The following is a 20,774-nucleotide window of genomic DNA, read 5'->3' as shown; positions in this document are numbered from 1 at the left end:
TCAACTTATTTTTTCTTTTTCGCTTTTGGATTTGGCAGGTCAGTGATGCTACCTTCAAATACTTCCGCAGCCATACCGATTGATTCGTATAGCGTTGGGTGAGCGTGGATGGTTAATGCGATATCTTCAGCATCACAACCCATTTCAATAGCTAAACCAATTTCACCTAACAGTTCACCACCGTTAGAGCCGACAATTGCCCCACCGATAACACGGTTGGTTTCTTTGTCAAAAATTAGTTTAGTCATACCATCTGCACAGTCTGATGCAATTGCACGACCAGATGCTGCCCAAGGGAAAGTTGCTACTTCATAGCTAACACCTTTCTCTTTCGCTTCTTTTTCAGTCATACCAACCCATGCAACTTCTGGCTCAGTATAAGCGATTGATGGAATAACTTTAGGATCAAAGTAATGTTTCTTACCAGAGATAACTTCAGCAGCAACGTGACCTTCATGAACACCTTTGTGTGCCAGCATTGGTTGACCAACAATATCACCAATAGCAAAGATGTGAGGTACATTAGTACGCATTTGTTTATCAACATGGATAAAGCCACGATCATCAACTTCAATACCGGCTTTACCTGCGTCTAATAATTTACCATTTGGTACACGACCGATAGCAACTAATACAGCATCATAACGTTGAGGCTCAGCTGGTGCTTTTTTGCCTTCCATTGTGACATAGATACCATCTTCTTTTGCTTCAACGGCGGTCACTTTGGTTTCTAGCATCAGATTGAATTTTTTGCTGATACGTTTAGTAAAGACTTTAACTACGTCTTTATCTGCCGCTGGGATAACTTGATCGAACATTTCAACCACGTCAATTTGTGAACCCAACGCATGATAAACAGTACCCATTTCCAAACCGATGATCCCACCACCCATGACCAGTAAACGCTCTGGTACTGTTTTCAGTTGTAGTGCATCTGTTGAATCCCACACACGTGGATCTTCATGTGGAATAAAAGGTAATTCGATTGGACGAGAGCCTGCGGCAACGATAGCATTTTCGAAAGTGATTGTTGTTGTACCTTCACTACCTTCAACAGACAATGTATGTGAGCCTGTGAATCGAGCTTCGCCGTTAACAACATTTACTTTACGGCCTTTAGCCATGCCAGCTAAGCCACCGGTTAACTGAGAAATAACTTTGTCTTTCCAGATGCGAATTTTGTCGATATCTGTTTTCGGTGCATCAAAAACGACACCGTGTTCAGATAATGCTTTCGCTTCTTCGATTACTTTAGCAACGTGGAGTAACGCTTTAGAAGGGATACACCCCACGTTCAGACAAACACCACCTAATGTAGAGTGACGTTCAACTAAAACTGTATCTAAACCTAAGTCAGCGCAACGAAACGCCGCGGAATAACCCGCAGGGCCTGCACCGAGAACCACTACCTGTGCTTTAATTTCAGTACTCATCGTGACCTCATTATTTATTTGTCCGGCGAGTCAGACGATAATCCATATTTAACACCGAGACTTACATACCGCATGCAGTTTACAGAAATGTTAATAAACTGAAAAGCGCTCTAACATGACAGATCTCACAACCTAGAATGTATGACTGCAAAATCTGTCACGGCAATCAGAGAAACCGGTGCTTAGCACCGGTTTAGATGATTACATTACCAAACGACGTAAATCGCTCATGTACTGATTAATCAGAGTGATGAATCGAGCACCGTCAGCACCATCAATCACACGGTGATCGAAAGATAATGACATTGGTAACATTAAGCGTGGTACGAACTCTTTACCGTTCCAGACTGGTTTCATCGAAGAACGAGACAGTCCCATAATCGCAACTTCTGGCGCATTAACGATTGGTGCAAAACCGGTAGTACCGATACCACCAAGGCTAGAAATAGTGAAGCATCCACCTTGCATATCAGATGCAGTCAGTTTACCTGCACGTGCTTTCTTAGAAACTTCTGCTAATTCATAAGAGAGTTCTAAGATGCCTTTTTTGTTTACATCTTTAAACACAGGTACAACTAAACCATTAGGTGTATCTACTGCGATACCGATGTTAATGTATTTTTTCAGGATCAGTTTCTGTCCATCTTCTGAAATTGAGCTGTTAAAGCGAGGCATATCAGCCAGTGCTTTAGCCGCAGCTTTCATCACGAAGACTAATGGCGTGATCTTAACATCCAGTTTTTTCTTCTCAGCTTCTTTATTTTGCTGTTTACGGAATTCTTCAACCTCAGTGATATCTGCTTCATCAAACAGATTAACATGAGGGATCACCACCCAGTTACGGCTTAAGTTAGCGCCAGAGATTTTCTGGATACGGCCTAATTCAACTTCTTCAATTTCACCAAATTTACTGAAGTCAACTTTCGGCCAAGGCAACATACCTGGTAATCCACCACCGGCATTAGCAGGTGCAGATTCAGCACGTTTAATTAACTCTTTCACATAAGACTGAACGTCTTCACGTAAGATACGTCCTTTACGACCCGTTCCTTTAACTTTCGCTAAGTTCACACCGAATTCACGTGCTAAACGGCGGATAACAGGTGTTGCATGGACATAAGCTTCGTTTTCAACAAATTCTTCTTTTGCTGCTGGTGCAGAAGCAGGCGCTTTTGCTGGAGCAGAAGGTGCTGGTGCTGCTGATGTAGAGGCTGCAGGCGCTGCTGGCGCTTGTGCTGCTGGTGCGGCACCGGCAACTTCAAAGGTCATGATCAGTGAGCCTGTTTTCACTTTATCACCGACAGCAATTTTGATCTCTTTTACTACACCGGCAAAAGGTGCTGGAACTTCCATAGAAGCTTTATCACCTTCAACCGTGATCAGAGATTGCTCTTCAGCAATGGTATCACCCACTTTCACCATCACTTCGGTGACTTCAACTTCATCACCACCGATATCTGGCACATTAACATCTTTAATAGCAGAGGCTGCTGGTGCTGATGCTGCAGGAGCCGGAGCTGATGCAGAAGGTGCTGGCGCGCTACCTGCTACTTCAAATACCATGATAAGAGAGCCTGTGCTCACTTTATCACCGACAGCAATTTTGATCTCTTTTACTACGCCAGCAAAAGGTGCTGGGACTTCCATTGAAGCCTTGTCACCTTCAACCGTGATCAGAGATTGCTCTTCTGAAATGGTATCACCTACATTGACCATCACCTCGGTGACTTCAACTTCATCACCACCGATATCTGGTACATGAACTTCTTTCAGTTCGCTCGCAGCAGGTGCGGCAGCAGAAGGCGCAGGAGCGGCTTCTTGAGCGGGTGCCTGAGCACCCTCTTCAGTATCAAAGATCATGATAAGAGAGCCAGTTTCGACTTTGTCGCCCACGGCAATTTTGATCTCTTTAACAATACCCGCTTGTGGTGATGGCACTTCCATAGACGCTTTATCGCCTTCTACGGTGATCAAGGATTGTTCTTCCTCAATACGATCACCGACTTTCACCATCACTTCGGTGACTTCAACTTCATCTGCACCGATATCAGGGACTTTAATTTCAATAGACATTCACTTTACCTCTTACGCCAGACGTGGGTTTACTTTTTCAGGGTTGATGTTGTATTTTTTGATTGCTTCTTCAACAACCTTCACATCAATCTCACCACGTTTAGCTAATTCGCCTAATGCAGCAACAATCACATAAGAAGTATCAACTTCAAAGTGGTGACGCAGATTTTCACGGCTATCTGAACGACCGAAACCATCTGTACCTAAGACACGATAGTCGTCAGCTGGCACATAAGTGCGAACTTGTTCTGCAAACAGTTTCATATAGTCTGTTGAAGCAACAGCTGGTGCATCATTCATGATTTGAGCAATGTATGGTACACGAGGCTCTTCTGATGGATGTAGCATGTTCCAACGTTCACAATCTTGACCATCACGAGCCAATTCAGTGAATGATGTTACACTGTACACATCGGAACCAATACCATATTCAGTTGACAGAATTTGTGCCGCTTCACGTACGTGACGTAAAATAGAGCCAGAACCCAGTAACTGAACTTTACCTTTCGCGCCTTCCAGAGATTCCAGTTTATAGATACCTTTACGGATACCCTCTTCTGCTCCAGCTGGCATTGCTGGCATATGATAGTTTTCGTTTAACGTTGTGATGTAGTAATAAACGTTTTCTTGTTTATCACCATACATACGTTCTAAACCATCTTGCATAATGACAGCAACTTCATACGCGAAGGCCGGATCGTAAGAGATACAGTTAGGAATAGTCAGTGATTGAATATGGCTATGACCATCTTCGTGTTGTAAACCTTCACCGTTTAGCGTTGTACGACCTGAAGTACCACCAATTAAGAAACCGCGTGCTTGTTGGTCACCCGCAGCCCAACATAGGTCACCAATACGTTGGAAACCAAACATTGAGTAGTAGATATAGAATGGGATCATTGGCAAGTTGTTAGTGCTGTAAGATGTTGCAGCCGCTAACCAAGATGCACCCGCACCCAGTTCGTTAATACCTTCTTGCAGGATCTGACCTTTAACGTCTTCTTTATAGTAAGCAACTTGCTCACGATCTTGAGGCGTATATTGCTGGCCATTCGGACTGTAGATACCGATTTGACGGAACAGACCTTCCATACCGAAAGTACGTGCTTCATCAGCAATAATAGGGACTAAACGATCTTTAATAGATTTGTTTTTCAACATTACGTTCAACGCACGAACGAATGCGATAGTAGTAGAAATCTCTTTAGATTGCTCTTCTAATAACTGGCTGAAATCTTCCAGTGTAGGAATTTCTAATTTTTCATCAAAACGAGTACGACGAGCAGGTAAGTAACCTTCTAGTTCCTGACGGCGAGCATGCAGATATTTGTACTCTTCTGAATCTTTATCAAAAGTGATATAAGGCAGTTCTGCTACTTTCTCATCGCTAACAGGGATATTGAAACGATCACGGAAATGTTTCACACCGTCCATGTTCATTTTTTTCACTTGGTGAGCGATGTTTTTACCTTCTGCCGTTTCACCCATACCATAACCTTTGATGGTCTGAGCTAAAATAACGGTTGGTTTATCTTTGGTTTCTTTGGCTTTTTGGAATGCCGCAAAAACTTTCTTCGGATCGTGACCACCACGGTTTAACGCCCAAATTTCGTCATCAGTCATATCTTTAACTAATGCGGCAGTTTCTGGGTAACGATTGAAGAAATGCTCACGAACATAAGCACCGTCGCGAGATTTGAAAGTCTGGTAGTCACCATCCAGTGTTTCATTCATTAACTGGATCAGTTTACCGGAAGTGTCTTTACGTAGTAGTGCATCCCAACGGTCGCCCCACATCACTTTGATCACGTTCCAGCCAGCACCGGCGAAGATACCTTCTAATTCGTTAACAATTTTGCCGTTACCTGTAACTGGGCCATCAAGACGCTGTAAGTTACAGTTAACCACGAAGCACAGGTTATCTAATTTTTCGCGTACAGCGATAGTGATAGCACCTTTAGATTCTGGCTCGTCCATTTCACCATCACCTAAGAACGCATAAACACGTTGCTTAGTGGTATCTTTTAAGCCACGGTGATCTAAGTATTTCAAGAATTTTGCTTGATAAATCGCAGATAGTGGCCCCAAGCCCATTGAAACGGTTGGGAACTGCCAGAATTCAGGCATTAATTTAGGGTGTGGATAAGAGGATAAACCTTTACCACCAATTTCTTGACGGAAGTTATTTAATTGCTCTTCAGTCAGACGCCCTTCTAAGAATGCTCGTGCGTAGATCCCCGGAGAGATATGACCTTGGAAGTAAACTAAGTCACCGCCATCATTGTCATTATGAGCACGGAAGAAGTGGTTAAAGCAAACTTCATATAAAGTTGCAGAAGACTGGTATGACGCCATGTGTCCGCCGAGTTCCAAATCTTTTTTGGACGCGCGCAGAACCATCATTACTGCGTTCCAGCGAATAGCAGAACGGATACGACGTTCCAATTCCAGATTGCCAGGGTAAGCGGGTTCATCTTCAACAGGAATAGTATTGATATAATCACTGTGTACAGAGCCACCTAAAGCAATATCAAGACCGCCATTACGGGCTTGTTTTAATACCTGATCAATCAGGAACTGTGCACGCTCAACACCTTCTTCACGGATGACCGAGTCGATCGCTTGTAACCAATCGCGAGTTTCGATCGGATCCACGTCATTTTTCAGCATATCTGACATGGTGTATTCCTTATCTGTTATCTGTTTCTAATGGTTATAGGAGCCTATCTTCCCGTGATACCACGGGGATATGACGGGAAGATAGGCCCTGCTGTTATTACCGCTACCCCTGAATATTGCAGGGAGATAGGTAGTACAGACTCAGCGGTCAGGATCTGTGCTACTAAAATAAATCAGGATGTTGTTGGAGCCGGCGTAAAGAACGCTCACGACGAGTATGTTCACGACTCATATCCAACAAAACATCTTCAATAAAGGCCAGATGGCGGTGTGAAGCTTCACGGGCGGCTTCTGGCTCTCTATTAATAATCGCCTGATAAATCTGTGTGCGATGCTCACTTACAGCAGTTAACATCTCTTTACGTGTATAAAGAAACTCAAAATTTTGTCGGATATTCTGCTCAAGCATTGGCACCATACACCTTAATAAGTGTAGCAAAACGACATTATGAGCAGCTTCCGTAACGATTAATTGGTATTGCAATACCGCATCCGACTCCGCCGCGATATCCCCTTTATCATGAGCATCAATAATGCGAGCATGACTGGCTTTAATACGCTCAAGATCATCATCAGTACCGCGTAATGCAGCATAATAAGCCGCAATACCTTCAAGGGCATGGCGTGTTTCTAACAAATCAAATTGAGATTCTGGATGCCCACTGAGGAGTTGAGCGAGAGGATCGCTAAAGCTTTGCCAAAGGTTATCTTGCACAAAGGTTCCACCACCTTGGCGGCGTAATAAAAAACCTTTTGCTTCCAATTTTTGGATTGCTTCACGCAATGAAGGACGCGATACATCAAATTGCTTTGCCAGCTCACGTTCAGGCAGGAGTTTTTCCCCCGGACGTAGGGTGCCTTCTAAAATAAGATGCTCAAGTTGTTGTTCTATCACATCAGAAAGCTTTGGTTGGCGGATCTTTGTGTAAGCCATATTGCTAGAAGCCATTATTGGATAACTATTACCTTGGTTATTGAAATGTCAATTGGTAATACCAATTTAATGTAATGGATAATAAAGTAACAAAGTATTTACTAACTGTCCATACAGTTGTTGAGCGAAATCATAAAAACCTGCAAATTTTAACAAATTATTTGATAAATTCATCAAATTTGATAACTAGATCGCATTATTAGAAAAGATTAAAAACACTATTTTTTAACATTGATTAAACACATAAACAGTCACACTGAAGCGTGACAGCATTCATATATTGATTATCAATGCAAAAATATCAATTATTAATGCATTTTGTTGTGTTATTTTGCTAATAGTGCTCGGTAATATGACCAATTAAAATGAGGTCCTGGATCTGTTTTCCGACCAGGTGCGACATCACTATGTCCGGTAATATTTTCTTTAATGCCCGGATAGTGTTCAATAAGTTGCTGAGTGAGTGTCGATAATTGCTGATATTGCTGCGGCGTAAAGTCACACTCATCGGTTCCTTCTAGCTCAATACCAATCGAGAAATCATTGCATTTCTCTCGCCCTTTATAGAAGGAAACCCCGGCATGCCACGCTCGTGCCGTAAAAGGCACATATTGCACAATTTCACCATCACGGCGAATTAAACAGTGCGCAGAAACACGCAGATGTGCAATCTCATTAAAAAAAGAATGATCATCAACAGCAAGCGTATTGGTAAACAGTTGATCAATATAAGGTCCACCGAATTGCCCAGGAGGAAGACTGATATTGTGGATAATCAACAATGAAGGGATTTCACCTTCAGGTCTATTGTCATAATTTGGCGATGGAACGAGCTTTACTCCCGTTAGCCAGCCTTGTTTAATCTCCACAACACCCCTCTTTTTTCTACATTTAAAATCATATTAGCTATTTTTATTAATAATATCCGCCAATTAATGCGAACTTGCTCTCAATAATAGTGGTTAATTTTGTATCATGCCTTTTTCTTTTCGATATTTTACTCAATTCTTAGCTTCTCTATTCGCCAATAAAACGCTTTTTTCTCATACTTCAACAGGTTATTTATCAAGGAGAGAAAAATGAATACATTAAATTATCACTCAACAGAGAATGGATTCACGCTAATGGAATTGATGATTGTGATTGCCATTATCTCAATTTTAAGCTCAGTGGCGATCCCTGCTTATCATGGTTATATCCAAAAGGCCGCCTTAACTGATGTATTACAAACCCTGTCGCCTTATCGTTCTGCAGTGGAACTTTGTCACTATGAACATCAATATAACCAATGCCATGCTGATGCCAGTTTTATGCCTCAACAATTTCGTAGTCGATACCTTACTGATATTCATGTTGCCAATGGCGTTATTAGTGCAAAAGGTAAGGCTCAACTAGAAGGGCTAACCATCGTAATGACTCCTGCAACAAACAGTAAAGAGACACTTCCCCATTGGCAAATTAACTGCACATCAACTAACACCGCGTTACAAACGCTATGCCATAAGGTTTTTAAATCTCATTAAACCAATCTAACGACAACCTCAACCAAGGTGGAAAAGCCAATAGGCTCTGTTTCTAGCCCTTACCATCCATAAATCATTTATCGTAAAAAAGAGCTTTCATGAATAATACTATCCATACAGCAACAGAGTTTATTGAGCAATTATTATGTCACAGCCTTGCTCAACGTGTTTCTGATCTTCATTTAGAGCCACAACAAAATAGCCTGAGAATTCGCGCGAGAATTGATAATCATCTAGTGTTATTTTCTCCCCCTGACAATCAATTAGCTAACGAGATCCTGACACGTTTAAAAATCCTCGCGAATATTAATATTGCCGAAAAACGCCTACCACAAGATGGTCAATTTAATTGGTCTTACCAGAAAAACAATTATTCAATACGTGTTGCGACACTTCCTACTTTATATGGAGAAAAAATAGTTTTACGGCTCATGAATAATCTGCAACAGCCACAATTAGCACAGTTAGGTTTTCAAACAATTCACCTAACACTATTAAAAAAATATCTTACTCAACCTCAGGGAATGATTTTAGTCACCGGCCCCACAGGGAGTGGTAAAACTTTAACACTCTATAGTTGTTTACAATATTTAAATAAAGATAATCGTAATATTAATAGTATTGAAGATCCTATTGAGTTACCTCTCCATGGCATTAATCAAACACAAATAACAGAAAAAGCTGGTATTACTTTTGCAACAATATTACGGGCACTATTACGCCAAGATCCCGATGTTATTATGATAGGTGAAATACGTGATCAACAAACAGCAGAAATAGCAATAAAAGCAGCACAAACAGGCCACCTAGTTTTATCAACACTGCATACTAACTCTACCCAAGCAACACTCGCCCGTTTGGCTAATTTAGGCATCGCAAAAGATTTAATCGACTCTTGTGTAAAATTAATTATTTCTCAACGTTTAGTTCGTTGCTTATGTAGCGACTGTAAATACCCATCACCTGAGCAGAAAAATTTCATTATTAATAATCAACAAATTATATTACCCAATTGGCAAGCAACAGGTTGTCAATTTTGTTATTCCGGCTACAAAGGCAGAACAGCTATTTATGATTGTTTTGAACTTGCCAAGCAATCACTCCCCTCACCTTACGCACTATTTAACTCAGGTATTGAACTGATAAAGAAGGGGATCACGTCTTTAGATGAAGTTTATCAAGTAGTCGGAGATATTGAATGAAATTACATTTTATCTATCGCTATAATGCATTAACTTATCAAGGAAAATGGCTAAGTGGCAACGTTGTCGCTCAATCTAAACATGAAGTTATTGATCAACTTATTCAACAACAAAAATTACCAGTAAAAATTCGCCTATATAGGGTAATAATCTTTCAAAATAGTGATAAACAATACCGCATTCAACTTCTTGAACAGTTAGCGTTATTACTTCATTCAGGCTTAGCACTTTTGCCCGCATTAACACTGCTTAAAGAAGAATGTCGTTATTTACATTGGCAATGTGTTTTAAATGATATTATTTTTCACCTAAATCAAGGAGGCGCGCTGTCTAAACAGTTAAGTCGTTATCCACTCTATTTTCCTGCTAATTTAACCCATTTTATTTATATTGGTGAAGAGAGTGGTAAGCTTGATGAAGTTCTCTTATTACAAACAACACAATTAAAAAACCAGCGGGATTTAATAAAAAAAATAATAAAAGCTTTTCAGTATCCTCTATTCTTATTATTAACATTAATCGTTATTACAATATCTATGTTGATCTATGTTTTACCTGAATATCAATCTTTATACAGTGCATTTAATACTGAGCTACCGACACTAACATTAACCTTAATTAGATGTTCTCAATGGTTTTCTCAATATAGTTTAATTATCCTGCTGTTTATATTAATAATTTCTTATAGCTATTACACTATTAAACACCATAGTGCTAAATTTCGCGACATTGAACAACGATGTTGGCTTAATCTTCCTTACTTGGGCATCTTATTAAGATATCACCAGCTACATATTATTTTTCAGATAATGACGATTACACAACAAGCTGGATTACCACTATTACAGGGATTAAAAATTATTACAGAGCAATTAACGCATTCACTGTATCAACGAGCACTCACTGATATGGTAGCGCATATTACTCAAGGCAAATCACTTAGCTCATTTATGCGACATAATCCTCTATTCCCGCCAATCTGTTATCAATTTATCTCTTCAGCAGAAAATTCTGAACAACTACAATTTTTTTGCCAGCAACTTACCCACTGGTTTTATCATCAATTAGAAGAACGTCTTGATAGTGTAAAAACATGGCTTGAGCCTATTTTAATGACACTGATCGCATTGATTACTGGCACGCTTATTATTGCGATGTATCTTCCGGTGTTACAACTAGGTGATACCATACATTGATGCTAGCAATATCCTAAAGTCATTAACAATGCATCTAATAATCAAAACATCAGTGATACAATGCATCATCATTACATTTTGATATATTAATAGCCGATTAAGCGAAGATTTATCCACTTACTGTAAGCTAGGCTGTCAGGGTAGCAGAAAATCGCTTATCATAATAACTGAATAAAACCCAAATATTGCGGTTATTATCTTGTGATAAAAATCAGTTTAAGCTTTAGAATATCGCAATCAACAGTAAATTTTGATTAATTAAAAATAGACGAACGCAATGACTTATACAGTTGCTCTTACAGGTGGTATTGGTAGTGGTAAAACGACCATCGCTAATGGTTTTGCCTCACTCGGCGTCCCTCTTGTGGATGCGGATGTCATTGCACGATTAGTGGTAGAGCCAGATTCGCCGGGATTAAAAGCCTTACAGCAACACTTCGGTGACACAATTTTATTGCCTGATGGCAAGTTAAATAGAGCGCAATTACGTCATATTATTTTTCAAAATCAACAAGAAAAAGCGTGGGTAAACCAGTTACTCCATCCACTTATACAACAAGAGACGCAAAAACAAATTCAACAAATTCGCGCCCCTTATTTTATTTGGGTTGTTCCTTTATTAGTTGAAAATAAACTAACACATTTAGCCGATCGTATTCTTGTGGTTGATGTGACTGAAGAAGAACAAATTACCAGAACTATGCAACGTGATGGTGTAAGCCGAGATCATGTACTCAAAATTTTACAAGCCCAAGCTAAAAGAGAACAACGATTAGCCGTTGCTGATGATATTATTGAAAATCACGATAATAGCTTAAATCAAGATGAACAAATAAAACAACTTCATCAGCATTACTTAGAATTAGCTCAAAAAAGCAATACAGGACAATAGCCATGAGTGAAGAAACCTCAACAATTATTTTTGAACACCCGCTTAATGAGAAAATGCGTTCATGGCTTAGAATTGAAAACTCATTAATTCAATTAAATAGTTTTCAATCTATTAATTCATTATCTTCTGCATTATCTTTTTTTCGTGCCGTTTCAGAATTTATTGAAGTTTTAGATCGCGGAGAGATCCGCGCAGAGCTACTTAAAGAGTTAGAAAAAAGACAAAAAAAACTGCAACAGTGGTTATCCTTTCCTAATGTCGATAAAGAGATTGTCAGTCATATTATTAATGAGTTATCAGAAAGTGCTTGCGCATTAAGTAAAGCACCACGTATTGGACAACATTTAAAACAAGATAAAATCATCAGCTTAGTAAAACAACGCCTCAGCATTCCGGGAGGATGTTGTAGCTTTGATGTCCCTACTTTGCATTTGTGGTTAAATCTTCCTCAAACGGTGCGTACTGAAAAGTTAACTTGTTGGCAGGAAGGGTTATATCCTCTACAAAATGCATTAAATGCCCTATTAACACTTATTCGTCAATCAGATACATTTAAACCGGTATTAAGCCATAATGGTTTTTATCAAGACAGTACGGAAGAAGGTGAATTATTACGGATCAAGCTACTTGCCAGCCAACAAATTTACCCTCAAGTCTCAGGACACAAAAACCGTTATGCTATTCGCTTTTTGCCTCTTGATAGTGAGCATGGCACAATCCCTTCTGAACTACCTTTTGAGATTTCATGTTGTTAATATAGCTTAATATCAACAACAGAAATCATCTCAATTAAATTCAGGAGAGATAATGAGCGAAAAATTAATAGTGAAATGCCCAACATGCCGAACCGAGGTAATATGGGATGAAAGTAGCCCTTATCGTCCTTTTTGTTGTAAGCGTTGCCAGTTAATCGATTTAGGCGAATGGGCGGCTGAAGAGAAGCGAATTCCAAGTCAAAGCGAAAGCAATGACAGCGATGAATGGAGTGAAATGCCAGAGCAAGATCCTAAGCCGTTTAATTAAACGCCCACAGCATACTCATACAGCCACAACAATCATGAAGTGGCTGTATTGATTATTTTTGCAATAAGGCAACAATAGAGCGATTAGCTGGCGGAAAATCTTCGGCATTTAAGGACATAATAGGTACCCAGCGGGAAAGTTGCCCCTCTTTACCGTAAGGTTTATTTTCCCACTCTGTGACTAAAAAGAATGATAATGTAATATGCCTATCAATAAAATCATGCTCTACCGTTTCAAGCAACTGGCATTGTGTCACATTAATACCTATTTCTTCTTGCAACTCACGGTATAATGCCTGCTCTGGCGTCTCTTTATCTTCTAGTTTTCCACCAGGAAACTCCCAATATCCTCCCATATGAGATGTCAAAGGACGTTGGGTAATAAATACATTATTTTGCTTATCACAAATCACACCTGCAGCAATATGTAGTTTTTTTTTATCTATCATAAACAGCCTTATTAGATCATACGTTTCACTGACAAACTTCACCATTATACCGTAGATCCAATAGTATGAGGTTGATTTTCTTTCTTCACTATTCGGCATCTGCTCCCCCCTGATGAACGCCCCCGCAAAAGTTGGACTCTTTTCGTTTAAACTCAATCATCACTATTTATTAAGATAAATAAATAGTAAAAGTATAAATGCTTTTATATTTTATTTATTAAAATGAAATAATTATTCACAGAATGAATATTTTATATAATGAAATAAATAAATCACTGCCAACAAATGAAAAGTCACTTTTAACTTAATTAAATTTTTTCAAAACCGCTCTCAGTATTCTTCTTTTTTCTCTAAAAAACCTATTTTTTGGTTAATTGATTTTTTCTAACTGGTAATTTACATAGCAAAAATCACAACAAATACAATAACAATAAAAATTAAACAAATGATTTTATTTGTAGATAACGCTTATTCTCTCTAACAAAATCATACTGATTATTTTACGTTTATTGATAGTTAATACTAAAAAAAGGGAAAGTTTTACTTAAATCCATCAATTTTAAAAATATATTCAATTAAAGAGTAACTGGTATTTATTATTTTTAATTTCAATATAATAATAAAACATTATTTATTATCTATATATATTAAAGCCCTATTATTATATTTGAATTAATACCTTTATCTCGAGGTAAAATGAAAAAAAAAGTTGTTTTATTAACACTATTAAGCTGTTTTTCTACCAGTGGATTAAGCGCAAATGAAACAGGAAATTTAGGCTCAATCAGTGAATCAAGGCGTGCATTGCAAGATAGCCAACGTGAAATTAATCAATTAATAGAACAAAATCGCTATCAGCAACTGCAAGAAAAAGCGGTAAATATTTCACCTACCCCAACTTTAATTACTGAGTCAGAACACTGTTTGCCTATAAAAGGCGTTTATATTCAAGGTATTACTTTACTTACTGAGAAGGATCTCAATTCATTATCTCCATTACCAGATCAATGTATTAAGAGTGCTGATATTAATCGCCTCGTAAAAGAACTCACTCAGCGTTATCTTCAACATGGTTATATTACTGCACGTATCCAATTCTTACGTCCTAACCAACATGGCGAATTAGGTCTGTATGCTATTGAAGGGTTTGTTGAACGTATTGAAGGAGGTGATCGAGGTGTTAACACCACACTACTATTTCCTCGAATCAAAGGGCAACCATTAAAACTCGCTACACTCGATCAAGGCTTAGATCAAGCTAACCGTTTGCAATCAAATAAAGTCACAGTGGATATTCTTCCCGGTACCGAATTGGGAGGATCTGTCATTAAGTTGTCTAATCAACGAAAATCACCTTGGCATCTCAATATCGCTAGTGACAATTATGGACAGAAAAATTCAGGCCGCTGGTTAATACGAACGAATGCTAGTTTAGATAGCCCATTAGGTTTATCTGATTTTGTAAGCTTAAATGCCAACATAACAACAGATAACCCGAATACCCGTTTTAATCGCGCTTATACTTTGCTCTATTCAATTCCTTATGGTGGTTTTACTTTTAGCTCTTTTGGTAGTTATTCGGAGTACCAATTTCACCAAAAATTACAAACACGTACTGTCAGCTTATATGGCGATACCACTCAAGTAGGTATTAGAGGCGATTATGCTTTTAGTCGTAGCCAAAAACAAATTGATACCTTAAATATTCAAGTCACTCATAAACGTATACGCAACTACTTTAGCCAAATTCGTTTAGATCTCAGTAGCCCTAAATTAACCACGATTGAATTAGGGATTAATCATTTGCAGATTATTCCAAATGGCGTATTGAGCACTAATTTAAGTGTTGAAAAAGCGGTCGGCTGGTTTGGCGCAGAGGAAACACCCTATATCGCTAACGGTAATGGTAACGACTATCGCTTTACAAAAGTTAAGCTATTTGCCAATTGGTATCAACGCTTTTCTCTATGGCATTCTACATTTTTATTCAATAGTACTTTTTTAGGCCAATACAGCCACGACACACTCCCCGGCGTTGAATGGCTAAGTTTAACAGACAAAAACGCTATTCGTGGTTTTGATCAAAGCACACTTTCTGGTGATAACGGTGGCTATTTACGCAATACCCTCTCCTATCCCTATCGACTTAACCACTTCTCTATCACACCTCGTATAGGGGTAGATATCGGTCAAGTAAAACAACATGGCAACTACAAAGGATGGCAAGGTGGTTACGGCCTAAGCTCCGGCTTAAATATTCAATATCAACAAGCACAACTCGACCTTGAAGTTGCAAAAGGCGAGTTACTGTATCACCAAACAAATTCCAATAAAACCAAAGATCCTACTCAACTACTGGTTAAATTTTCATACTTATTTTGATCTACATTCATAGCAACAAATGGAGATAACTCTATGAAATCAAAAAACTTTAAACTTTCACCCTCTGGGCGACTTGCTGCGTCTTTAGCAATAATTTTTGTCTCTCTTAATGCTTATGGTAATGGCATCGTGCCCGATACAGGCCATCAAGGGCCGGATGTCTCTGCTGTTAATGGTGGTACGCAAGTGATTAATATAGTCACGCCAAATAACGAAGGGATTTCTCATAACCAATACCAAGACTTCAATGTTGGCAAGCCTGGGGCTGTATTTAATAACGCATTAGAAGCGGGACAATCTCAACTTGCGGGTCATTTAAACGCTAACAGCAATTTAAATGGTCAAGCTGCCTCTTTAATTTTGAATGAAGTTGTTAGCCGCAACCCATCATTCTTATTAGGTCAGCAAGAGGTCTTTGGTATCGCTGCTGAATATGTGCTTTCTAACCCAAATGGTATCACATGTGATGGTTGTGGTTTTATAAATACCAGCCGCTCTTCATTAGTTGTTGGTAATCCGCTCTTTGAAAATGGTCAGCTAAAAGGCTATAGCACCCTCAACAACACCAATTTACTATCGCTTGGTAAAAATGGCTTAAATACAACAGGGTTGTTAGACTTAATTGCTCCTCGTATTGATAGTAGAGGGAAAATCACTGCCGCTGAAATTTCAGCCTTTACTGGACAAAACACCTTCTCACAACATTTTGATATTCTCTCTTCACAAAAACCCGTTTCAGCATTAGATAGCTATTTCTTTGGTAGTATGCAATCGGGTCGTATCCGCATTATTAATACGGCTGAAGGTAGTGGAGTTAAATTAGCAGGTAAATTTACCGCAGATAACGACCTAAGTGTTAAAGCCGATAATATTCAAACAGATAGTCAAGTCCGTTATGACAGTTACGATAAAGATGGCAGTGAAAATTACCAAAACTATCGTGGCGGGATCACGGTTAATAATAGTGGCTCTAGTCAAACACTCACTAAAACCGAATTAAAAGGTAAAAACATCACATTAGTAGCGAGTAGCCATAATCAAATCAAAGCCTCTGATTTAATGGGGGATGATATCACGTTACAAGGCGCTGATTTAACTATCGATGGTAAACAGCTACAGCAAAAAGAGACCGATATTGATAATCGCTGGTTCTACTCGTGGAAATACGATGTGACTAAAGAGAAAGAACAAATACAGCAAATTGGTAGCCAAATTGATGCTAAAAATAATGCGACATTAACCGCAACTAAAGGAGATGTTACCTTAGACGCGGCTAAAATTAATGCGGGGAATAACCTTGCAATTAATGCCAATAAAGATATCCATATCAATGGATTAGTTGAGAAAGAAAGTCGTAGTGAAAATGGCAATAAACGTAATCATACTTCTCGCTTAGAAAGTGGTAGTTGGAGTAATAGCCACCAAACTGAGACGTTAAAAGCCAGTGAATTAACGGCAGGTAAAGATCTTGGTTTAGATGCTCAAGGCTCAATAACGGCGCAAGGTGCTAAACTGCATGCGAATGAAAATGTGCTGGTCAATGCCAAAGATAATATTAATTTAAACGTCCAAAAAACCAATAATGATAAAACAGTCACCGATAATCATGTTATGTGGGGAGGTATTGGTGGTGGTCAGAATAAAAATAATAATAATCAACAACAAGTTAGTCATGCAACACAATTAACCGCTGATGGTCAATTGCTCCTTGCTGCAGATAACAATGTCAACATTACCGGTAGCCAAGTAAAAGGCAACCAAGGTGCTTTTGTTAAAACCACACAAGGTGATGTCGTCATTGATAATGCGCTGAGTGAAACCATCAGTAAAATCGATGAACGCACAGGAACCGCGTTTAATATCACTAAAAGTTCACATAAAAATGAAACTAATAAACAAACATCTACAGGTAGTGAACTCATTTCCGATGCACAATTGACCGTTGTCAGTGGCAATGATGTTAATGTCATTGGTAGTTTGATCAAAAGCGCTGATAAATTAGGTATTCATTCTTTAGGTGATATCAACGTTAAATCAGCACAACAAGTCACTAAGATTGATGATGAAAAAACATCATTAGCCATTACTGGGCACGCCAAAGAAGTTGAAGACAAGCAATATAGTGCGGGCTTTCATATCACTCATACCACCAATAAAAATACTAGTACTGAAACAGAGCAAGCTAACTCAACCATTAGTGGCGCCAATGTTGATCTGCAAGCGAATAAAAATGTGACTTTTGCGGGATCTGATCTAAAGACTACCGCAGGGAATGCCTCTATTACGGGTGATAATGTTGCCTTTGTTAGCACGGAAAATAAAAAACAAGCGGACAACACAGATACCACTATTTCAGGGGGTTTTAGCTACACAGGAGGTGTAGATAAAGTCGGTTCTAAAGCCGATTTTCAATATGACAAACAACATACACAAACAGAGGTAACAAAAAATAGAGGCAGCCAAACAGAGGTTGCAGGTGATTTGACTATTACCGCGAACAAAGATTTGCTTCACGAAGGAGCTTCTCACCATGTTGAGGGGCGTTATCAAGAGTCTGGTGAAAATATTCAGCATCTTGCCGTCAATGATAGTGAAACATCTAAAACTGACAGCTTAAATGTTGGTATCAATGTTGGCGTTAATCTTGATTATAGCGGTGTAACGAAGCCAGTTAAGAAAGCAATCGAAGATGGTGTTAACACAACCAAACCGGGTAACAATACCGATTTAACTAAAAAAGTTACAGCAAGAGATGCAATTGCTAATTTAGCTAACCTTAGCAATTTAGAGACCCCCAATGTCGGTGTTGAAGTGGGTATTAAAGGTGGTGGTAGTCAGCAATCACAAACCGATAGCCAAGCCGTTTCAACCTCTATCAATGCAGGAAAAATCAACATTGATAGTAATAATAAGTTACATGATCAAGGTACTCACTATCAATCAACCCAAGAAGGTATTTCTCTCACAGCAAACACCCACACAAGTGAGGTCGCGCAAGATAAACATCAAACGACATTCCATGAAACAAAAGGCGGTGGACAAGTTGGTGTCAGTACCAAAACGGGCAGTGATATTACCGTTGCTATTAAAGGTGAAGGCCAAACAACTGATAACGCCTTAATGGAAACAAAGGCTAAAGGTAGCCAATTTACCTCAAATGGCGATATTTCAATTAATGTAGGTGAAAATGCCCATTATGAAGGTGCTCAATTTGATGCACAAAAGGGCAAAATAGTTATCAATGCGGGGGGTGATCTCACTCTTGCACAGGCGACTGATACTCATAGCGAAAGTCAATCTAATGTTAATGGTAGTGCAAATCTGAAAGTAGGCACCACGCCAGAGAGTAAAGACTATGGTGGAGGTTTCAATGCAGGGACAACTCATCACAGCAAAGAGCAGACTACCGCAAAAGTGGGCGCTATCACTGGCTCTCAAGGTATTGAATTAAACGCTGGGCATAACCTGACTTTACAAGGTACTCATTTAAGTAGCGAACAAGATATTGCATTAAATGCAACTAATAAAGTCGACCTACAATCAGCGAGCTCTGAACGTACTGAAAAAGGCAATAATTTATCTGGAGGAGTACAAGCAGGTTTTGGTAAAAAAATGACCGATGATGCTTCATCTGTGAATGGTTTAGGCAGTGCCCAATTTGCTATTGGTAAACAAGATGAGAAAAGCGTATCTCGGGAAGGAGGAACGATTAATAACTCAGGAAACTTAACAATTAATGGCAATAGCGTCCATCTTCAAGGAGCACAAGTTAATAGTAAAGATACTCAGCTAACATCACAATCCGGTGATATCGAGATCACATCCGCACAGTCTACTGATTATAAAAACAATTGGGGAACAGATATTGGCTTTAATGGCAAAAAAACCAATACCACCCCAAAAGAAGTTACAGAGGAGAAACCTGCTACCTCTATTCATAACATAGGGGGTAAATTACTGGTTAACGTGGAAGATCAACAAAAAACGAGCCACCAAAATGCAACCTTAGAAACAGGTACATTAACGATTAATAGTAATAAAGATCTGACACTATCTGGTGCTAATGTGGCTGCTGATAGCATTACAGGTAATGTCGGTGGTTCACTCAATATTACTAGCCAAAAAGAGAGTGATCGCCATGTCACTGTTGGCGTCAATGTTGGCTACAACCACACCAATGATCCTAAATCAAGCCAAGTGAATAAAACGGCTAAAGCCGGAGGATCATTATTAGAGAAAACTATCAAAGATACGATTGATTCAGGAATTAAATCATCAACCGATGCTATCTCTGATAAATATAACTCCCTCTCTTCAACTATTGCAGATAAAACAGGTATCAGTGATGAAACTAAAGCCAAAATTGATCAAGGTTTTGGTAAAGTCGGTAATGGTATTAAGAATATCGTAACAGGTGCTGAGGGTCATACTGCTAATGCAGATATCAAAGTCACTCATGTAGATAATGATGCTGTCACTAAAACCACCTCCTTAACTAGCAACAACGACCTATCATTAAATGTGAATGGCTCGACAAAACTCACCGGAGCAGAAATTGCGAGTAAACAAGGCCAAGTTGATTTAGGGGGAAGTAGCGTTAAATTAGAAAATATTGAAGGTCATCATTATGAAGCCGGCGCCGATCTTGATCTGAAATCCTCTGTGGTGGATTTAGCAAAACAACTGGTAGGTGGAGATATTTCTTTTAAATCCCCCGTTAAAACGAATGAAACCGTCAATACAAAAGCATCTATTTCTGAAAAATAGTCGATACTTCATAAAAGAGTAACTGCCTATTTTTTGTAAGCTAAGCCCACTTGATTGTCATTATTACAAGTGGGCTTTTTATTATCGTACTTATGGCATCTGCTCCCGATAAACTTACAATTCTTTAATATTTAAAATAAACCAAGAAAATATAACCCATTGAATATAAACAAAATAAAAGCAAACAAAATAATTATATAATCCTTGACCTTCCCCTAATGG

Annotated in this window: 14 protein-coding genes; 8 read left to right on the top strand and 6 right to left on the bottom strand. The window is 38.9% G+C overall.

Features of this window, described 5'->3' with window-relative positions; genetic code table 11:
- Positions 1-5 precede the first annotated feature (5 nt).
- The 5 genes from lpdA to ampD form a co-directional block, all read right to left on the bottom strand.
- Positions 6-1,433, bottom strand: a complete 1,428-nt coding sequence (gene lpdA, locus AACV00_RS14215) for a dihydrolipoyl dehydrogenase (protein ID WP_004244077.1) — start codon at positions 1,431-1,433, stop codon at positions 6-8.
- Between the two features lie 201 nt (positions 1,434-1,634).
- Positions 1,635-3,506 (bottom strand): pyruvate dehydrogenase complex dihydrolipoyllysine-residue acetyltransferase, encoded by a 1,872-nt coding sequence (aceF, locus tag AACV00_RS14210; protein ID WP_060558294.1) that lies wholly within the window; start codon positions 3,504-3,506, stop codon positions 1,635-1,637.
- Positions 3,507-3,518: 12 nt separating this feature from the next.
- Complete coding sequence (gene aceE, locus AACV00_RS14205; RefSeq protein ID WP_004244080.1) at positions 3,519-6,185, bottom strand: pyruvate dehydrogenase (acetyl-transferring), homodimeric type; 2,667 nt, start codon at positions 6,183-6,185, stop codon at positions 3,519-3,521.
- Between the two features lie 163 nt (positions 6,186-6,348).
- Positions 6,349-7,119, bottom strand: coding sequence for a pyruvate dehydrogenase complex transcriptional repressor PdhR (pdhR, locus tag AACV00_RS14200; RefSeq protein ID WP_012368227.1), 771 nt, complete (start codon positions 7,117-7,119; stop codon positions 6,349-6,351).
- A gap of 326 nt (positions 7,120-7,445) precedes the next feature.
- Positions 7,446-7,988: a 1,6-anhydro-N-acetylmuramyl-L-alanine amidase AmpD gene (ampD, locus tag AACV00_RS14195; RefSeq protein ID WP_161680395.1), complete on the bottom strand. Its 543-nt coding sequence runs from the start codon at positions 7,986-7,988 to the stop codon at positions 7,446-7,448.
- A gap of 210 nt (positions 7,989-8,198) precedes the next feature.
- On the opposite strand from ampD, the gene ppdD reads away from it, so the two are divergent.
- The 6 genes from ppdD (at position 8,199) to yacG (ending at position 12,955) form a co-directional block, all read left to right on the top strand.
- Positions 8,199-8,642, top strand: coding sequence for a prepilin peptidase-dependent pilin (gene ppdD / locus AACV00_RS14190; RefSeq protein ID WP_004244084.1), 444 nt, complete (start codon positions 8,199-8,201; stop codon positions 8,640-8,642).
- Between the two features lie 98 nt (positions 8,643-8,740).
- Positions 8,741-9,844, top strand: a complete 1,104-nt coding sequence (locus AACV00_RS14185; RefSeq protein WP_161680392.1) for an ATPase, T2SS/T4P/T4SS family — start codon at positions 8,741-8,743, stop codon at positions 9,842-9,844.
- On the top strand, positions 9,841-11,040 hold the full coding sequence (locus tag AACV00_RS14180) for a type II secretion system F family protein (RefSeq protein WP_161680390.1): 1,200 nt from the start codon (positions 9,841-9,843) through the stop codon (positions 11,038-11,040). Before AACV00_RS14185 ends, AACV00_RS14180 begins: the two co-directional genes overlap by 4 nt.
- A 277-nt stretch (positions 11,041-11,317) precedes the next feature.
- On the top strand, positions 11,318-11,932 hold the full coding sequence (gene coaE, locus AACV00_RS14175; protein WP_004244087.1) for a dephospho-CoA kinase: 615 nt from the start codon (positions 11,318-11,320) through the stop codon (positions 11,930-11,932).
- 2 nt (positions 11,933-11,934) lie between these two features.
- On the top strand, positions 11,935-12,687 hold the full coding sequence (gene zapD / locus AACV00_RS14170; protein ID WP_004244089.1) for a cell division protein ZapD: 753 nt from the start codon (positions 11,935-11,937) through the stop codon (positions 12,685-12,687).
- Positions 12,688-12,739: 52 nt separating this feature from the next.
- Complete coding sequence (gene yacG, locus AACV00_RS14165; protein ID WP_004244091.1) at positions 12,740-12,955, top strand: DNA gyrase inhibitor YacG; 216 nt, start codon at positions 12,740-12,742, stop codon at positions 12,953-12,955.
- Between the two features lie 52 nt (positions 12,956-13,007).
- On the opposite strand, the gene mutT is transcribed toward yacG, so the two are convergent.
- Complete coding sequence (gene mutT, locus AACV00_RS14160; protein WP_017627934.1) at positions 13,008-13,403, bottom strand: 8-oxo-dGTP diphosphatase MutT; 396 nt, start codon at positions 13,401-13,403, stop codon at positions 13,008-13,010.
- A gap of 696 nt (positions 13,404-14,099) precedes the next feature.
- On the opposite strand from mutT, the gene hpmB reads away from it, so the two are divergent.
- Both hpmB and hpmA read left to right on the top strand, forming a co-directional pair.
- A complete protein-coding gene (hpmB, locus tag AACV00_RS14155; protein WP_017827186.1) occupies positions 14,100-15,785 on the top strand; it encodes a hemolysin secretion/activation protein HpmB in 1,686 nt (561 codons plus the stop codon).
- A 33-nt stretch (positions 15,786-15,818) separates the two neighbouring features.
- Complete coding sequence (hpmA, locus tag AACV00_RS14150) at positions 15,819-20,552, top strand: calcium-independent hemolysin HpmA (RefSeq protein WP_161680388.1); 4,734 nt, start codon at positions 15,819-15,821, stop codon at positions 20,550-20,552.
- The last annotated feature ends 222 nt before the right edge of the window (positions 20,553-20,774 follow it).

The sequence above is a fragment of the Proteus sp. G3927 genome (assembly GCF_963894685.1).
GTDB lineage: Bacteria > Pseudomonadota > Gammaproteobacteria > Enterobacterales > Enterobacteriaceae > Proteus > Proteus mirabilis.
Note: the sequence above shows the minus strand (reverse complement) of the source record. Positions and strands in the feature narration are given on the sequence as shown.

What these genes read in the sequence shown, in the direction of transcription:
- hpmB (WP_017827186.1), top strand. Translation starts at nt 14,100, where the DNA reads ATGAAAAAAAAAGTTGTTTTATTAACACTATTAAGCTGTTTTTCTACC.
- lpdA (WP_004244077.1), bottom strand. Translation starts at nt 1,433, where the DNA reads ATGAGTACTGAAATTAAAGCACAGGTAGTGGTTCTCGGTGCAGGCCCT.
- aceF (WP_060558294.1), bottom strand. Translation starts at nt 3,506, where the DNA reads ATGTCTATTGAAATTAAAGTCCCTGATATCGGTGCAGATGAAGTTGAA.
- mutT (WP_017627934.1), bottom strand. Translation starts at nt 13,403, where the DNA reads ATGATAGATAAAAAAAAACTACATATTGCTGCAGGTGTGATTTGTGAT.
- zapD (WP_004244089.1), top strand. Translation starts at nt 11,935, where the DNA reads ATGAGTGAAGAAACCTCAACAATTATTTTTGAACACCCGCTTAATGAG.
- AACV00_RS14180 (WP_161680390.1), top strand. Translation starts at nt 9,841, where the DNA reads ATGAAATTACATTTTATCTATCGCTATAATGCATTAACTTATCAAGGA.
- aceE (WP_004244080.1), bottom strand. Translation starts at nt 6,185, where the DNA reads ATGTCAGATATGCTGAAAAATGACGTGGATCCGATCGAAACTCGCGAT.
- pdhR (WP_012368227.1), bottom strand. Translation starts at nt 7,119, where the DNA reads ATGGCTTACACAAAGATCCGCCAACCAAAGCTTTCTGATGTGATAGAA.
- coaE (WP_004244087.1), top strand. Translation starts at nt 11,318, where the DNA reads ATGACTTATACAGTTGCTCTTACAGGTGGTATTGGTAGTGGTAAAACG.
- yacG (WP_004244091.1), top strand. Translation starts at nt 12,740, where the DNA reads ATGAGCGAAAAATTAATAGTGAAATGCCCAACATGCCGAACCGAGGTA.
- ppdD (WP_004244084.1), top strand. Translation starts at nt 8,199, where the DNA reads ATGAATACATTAAATTATCACTCAACAGAGAATGGATTCACGCTAATG.
- AACV00_RS14185 (WP_161680392.1), top strand. Translation starts at nt 8,741, where the DNA reads ATGAATAATACTATCCATACAGCAACAGAGTTTATTGAGCAATTATTA.
- hpmA (WP_161680388.1), top strand. Translation starts at nt 15,819, where the DNA reads ATGAAATCAAAAAACTTTAAACTTTCACCCTCTGGGCGACTTGCTGCG.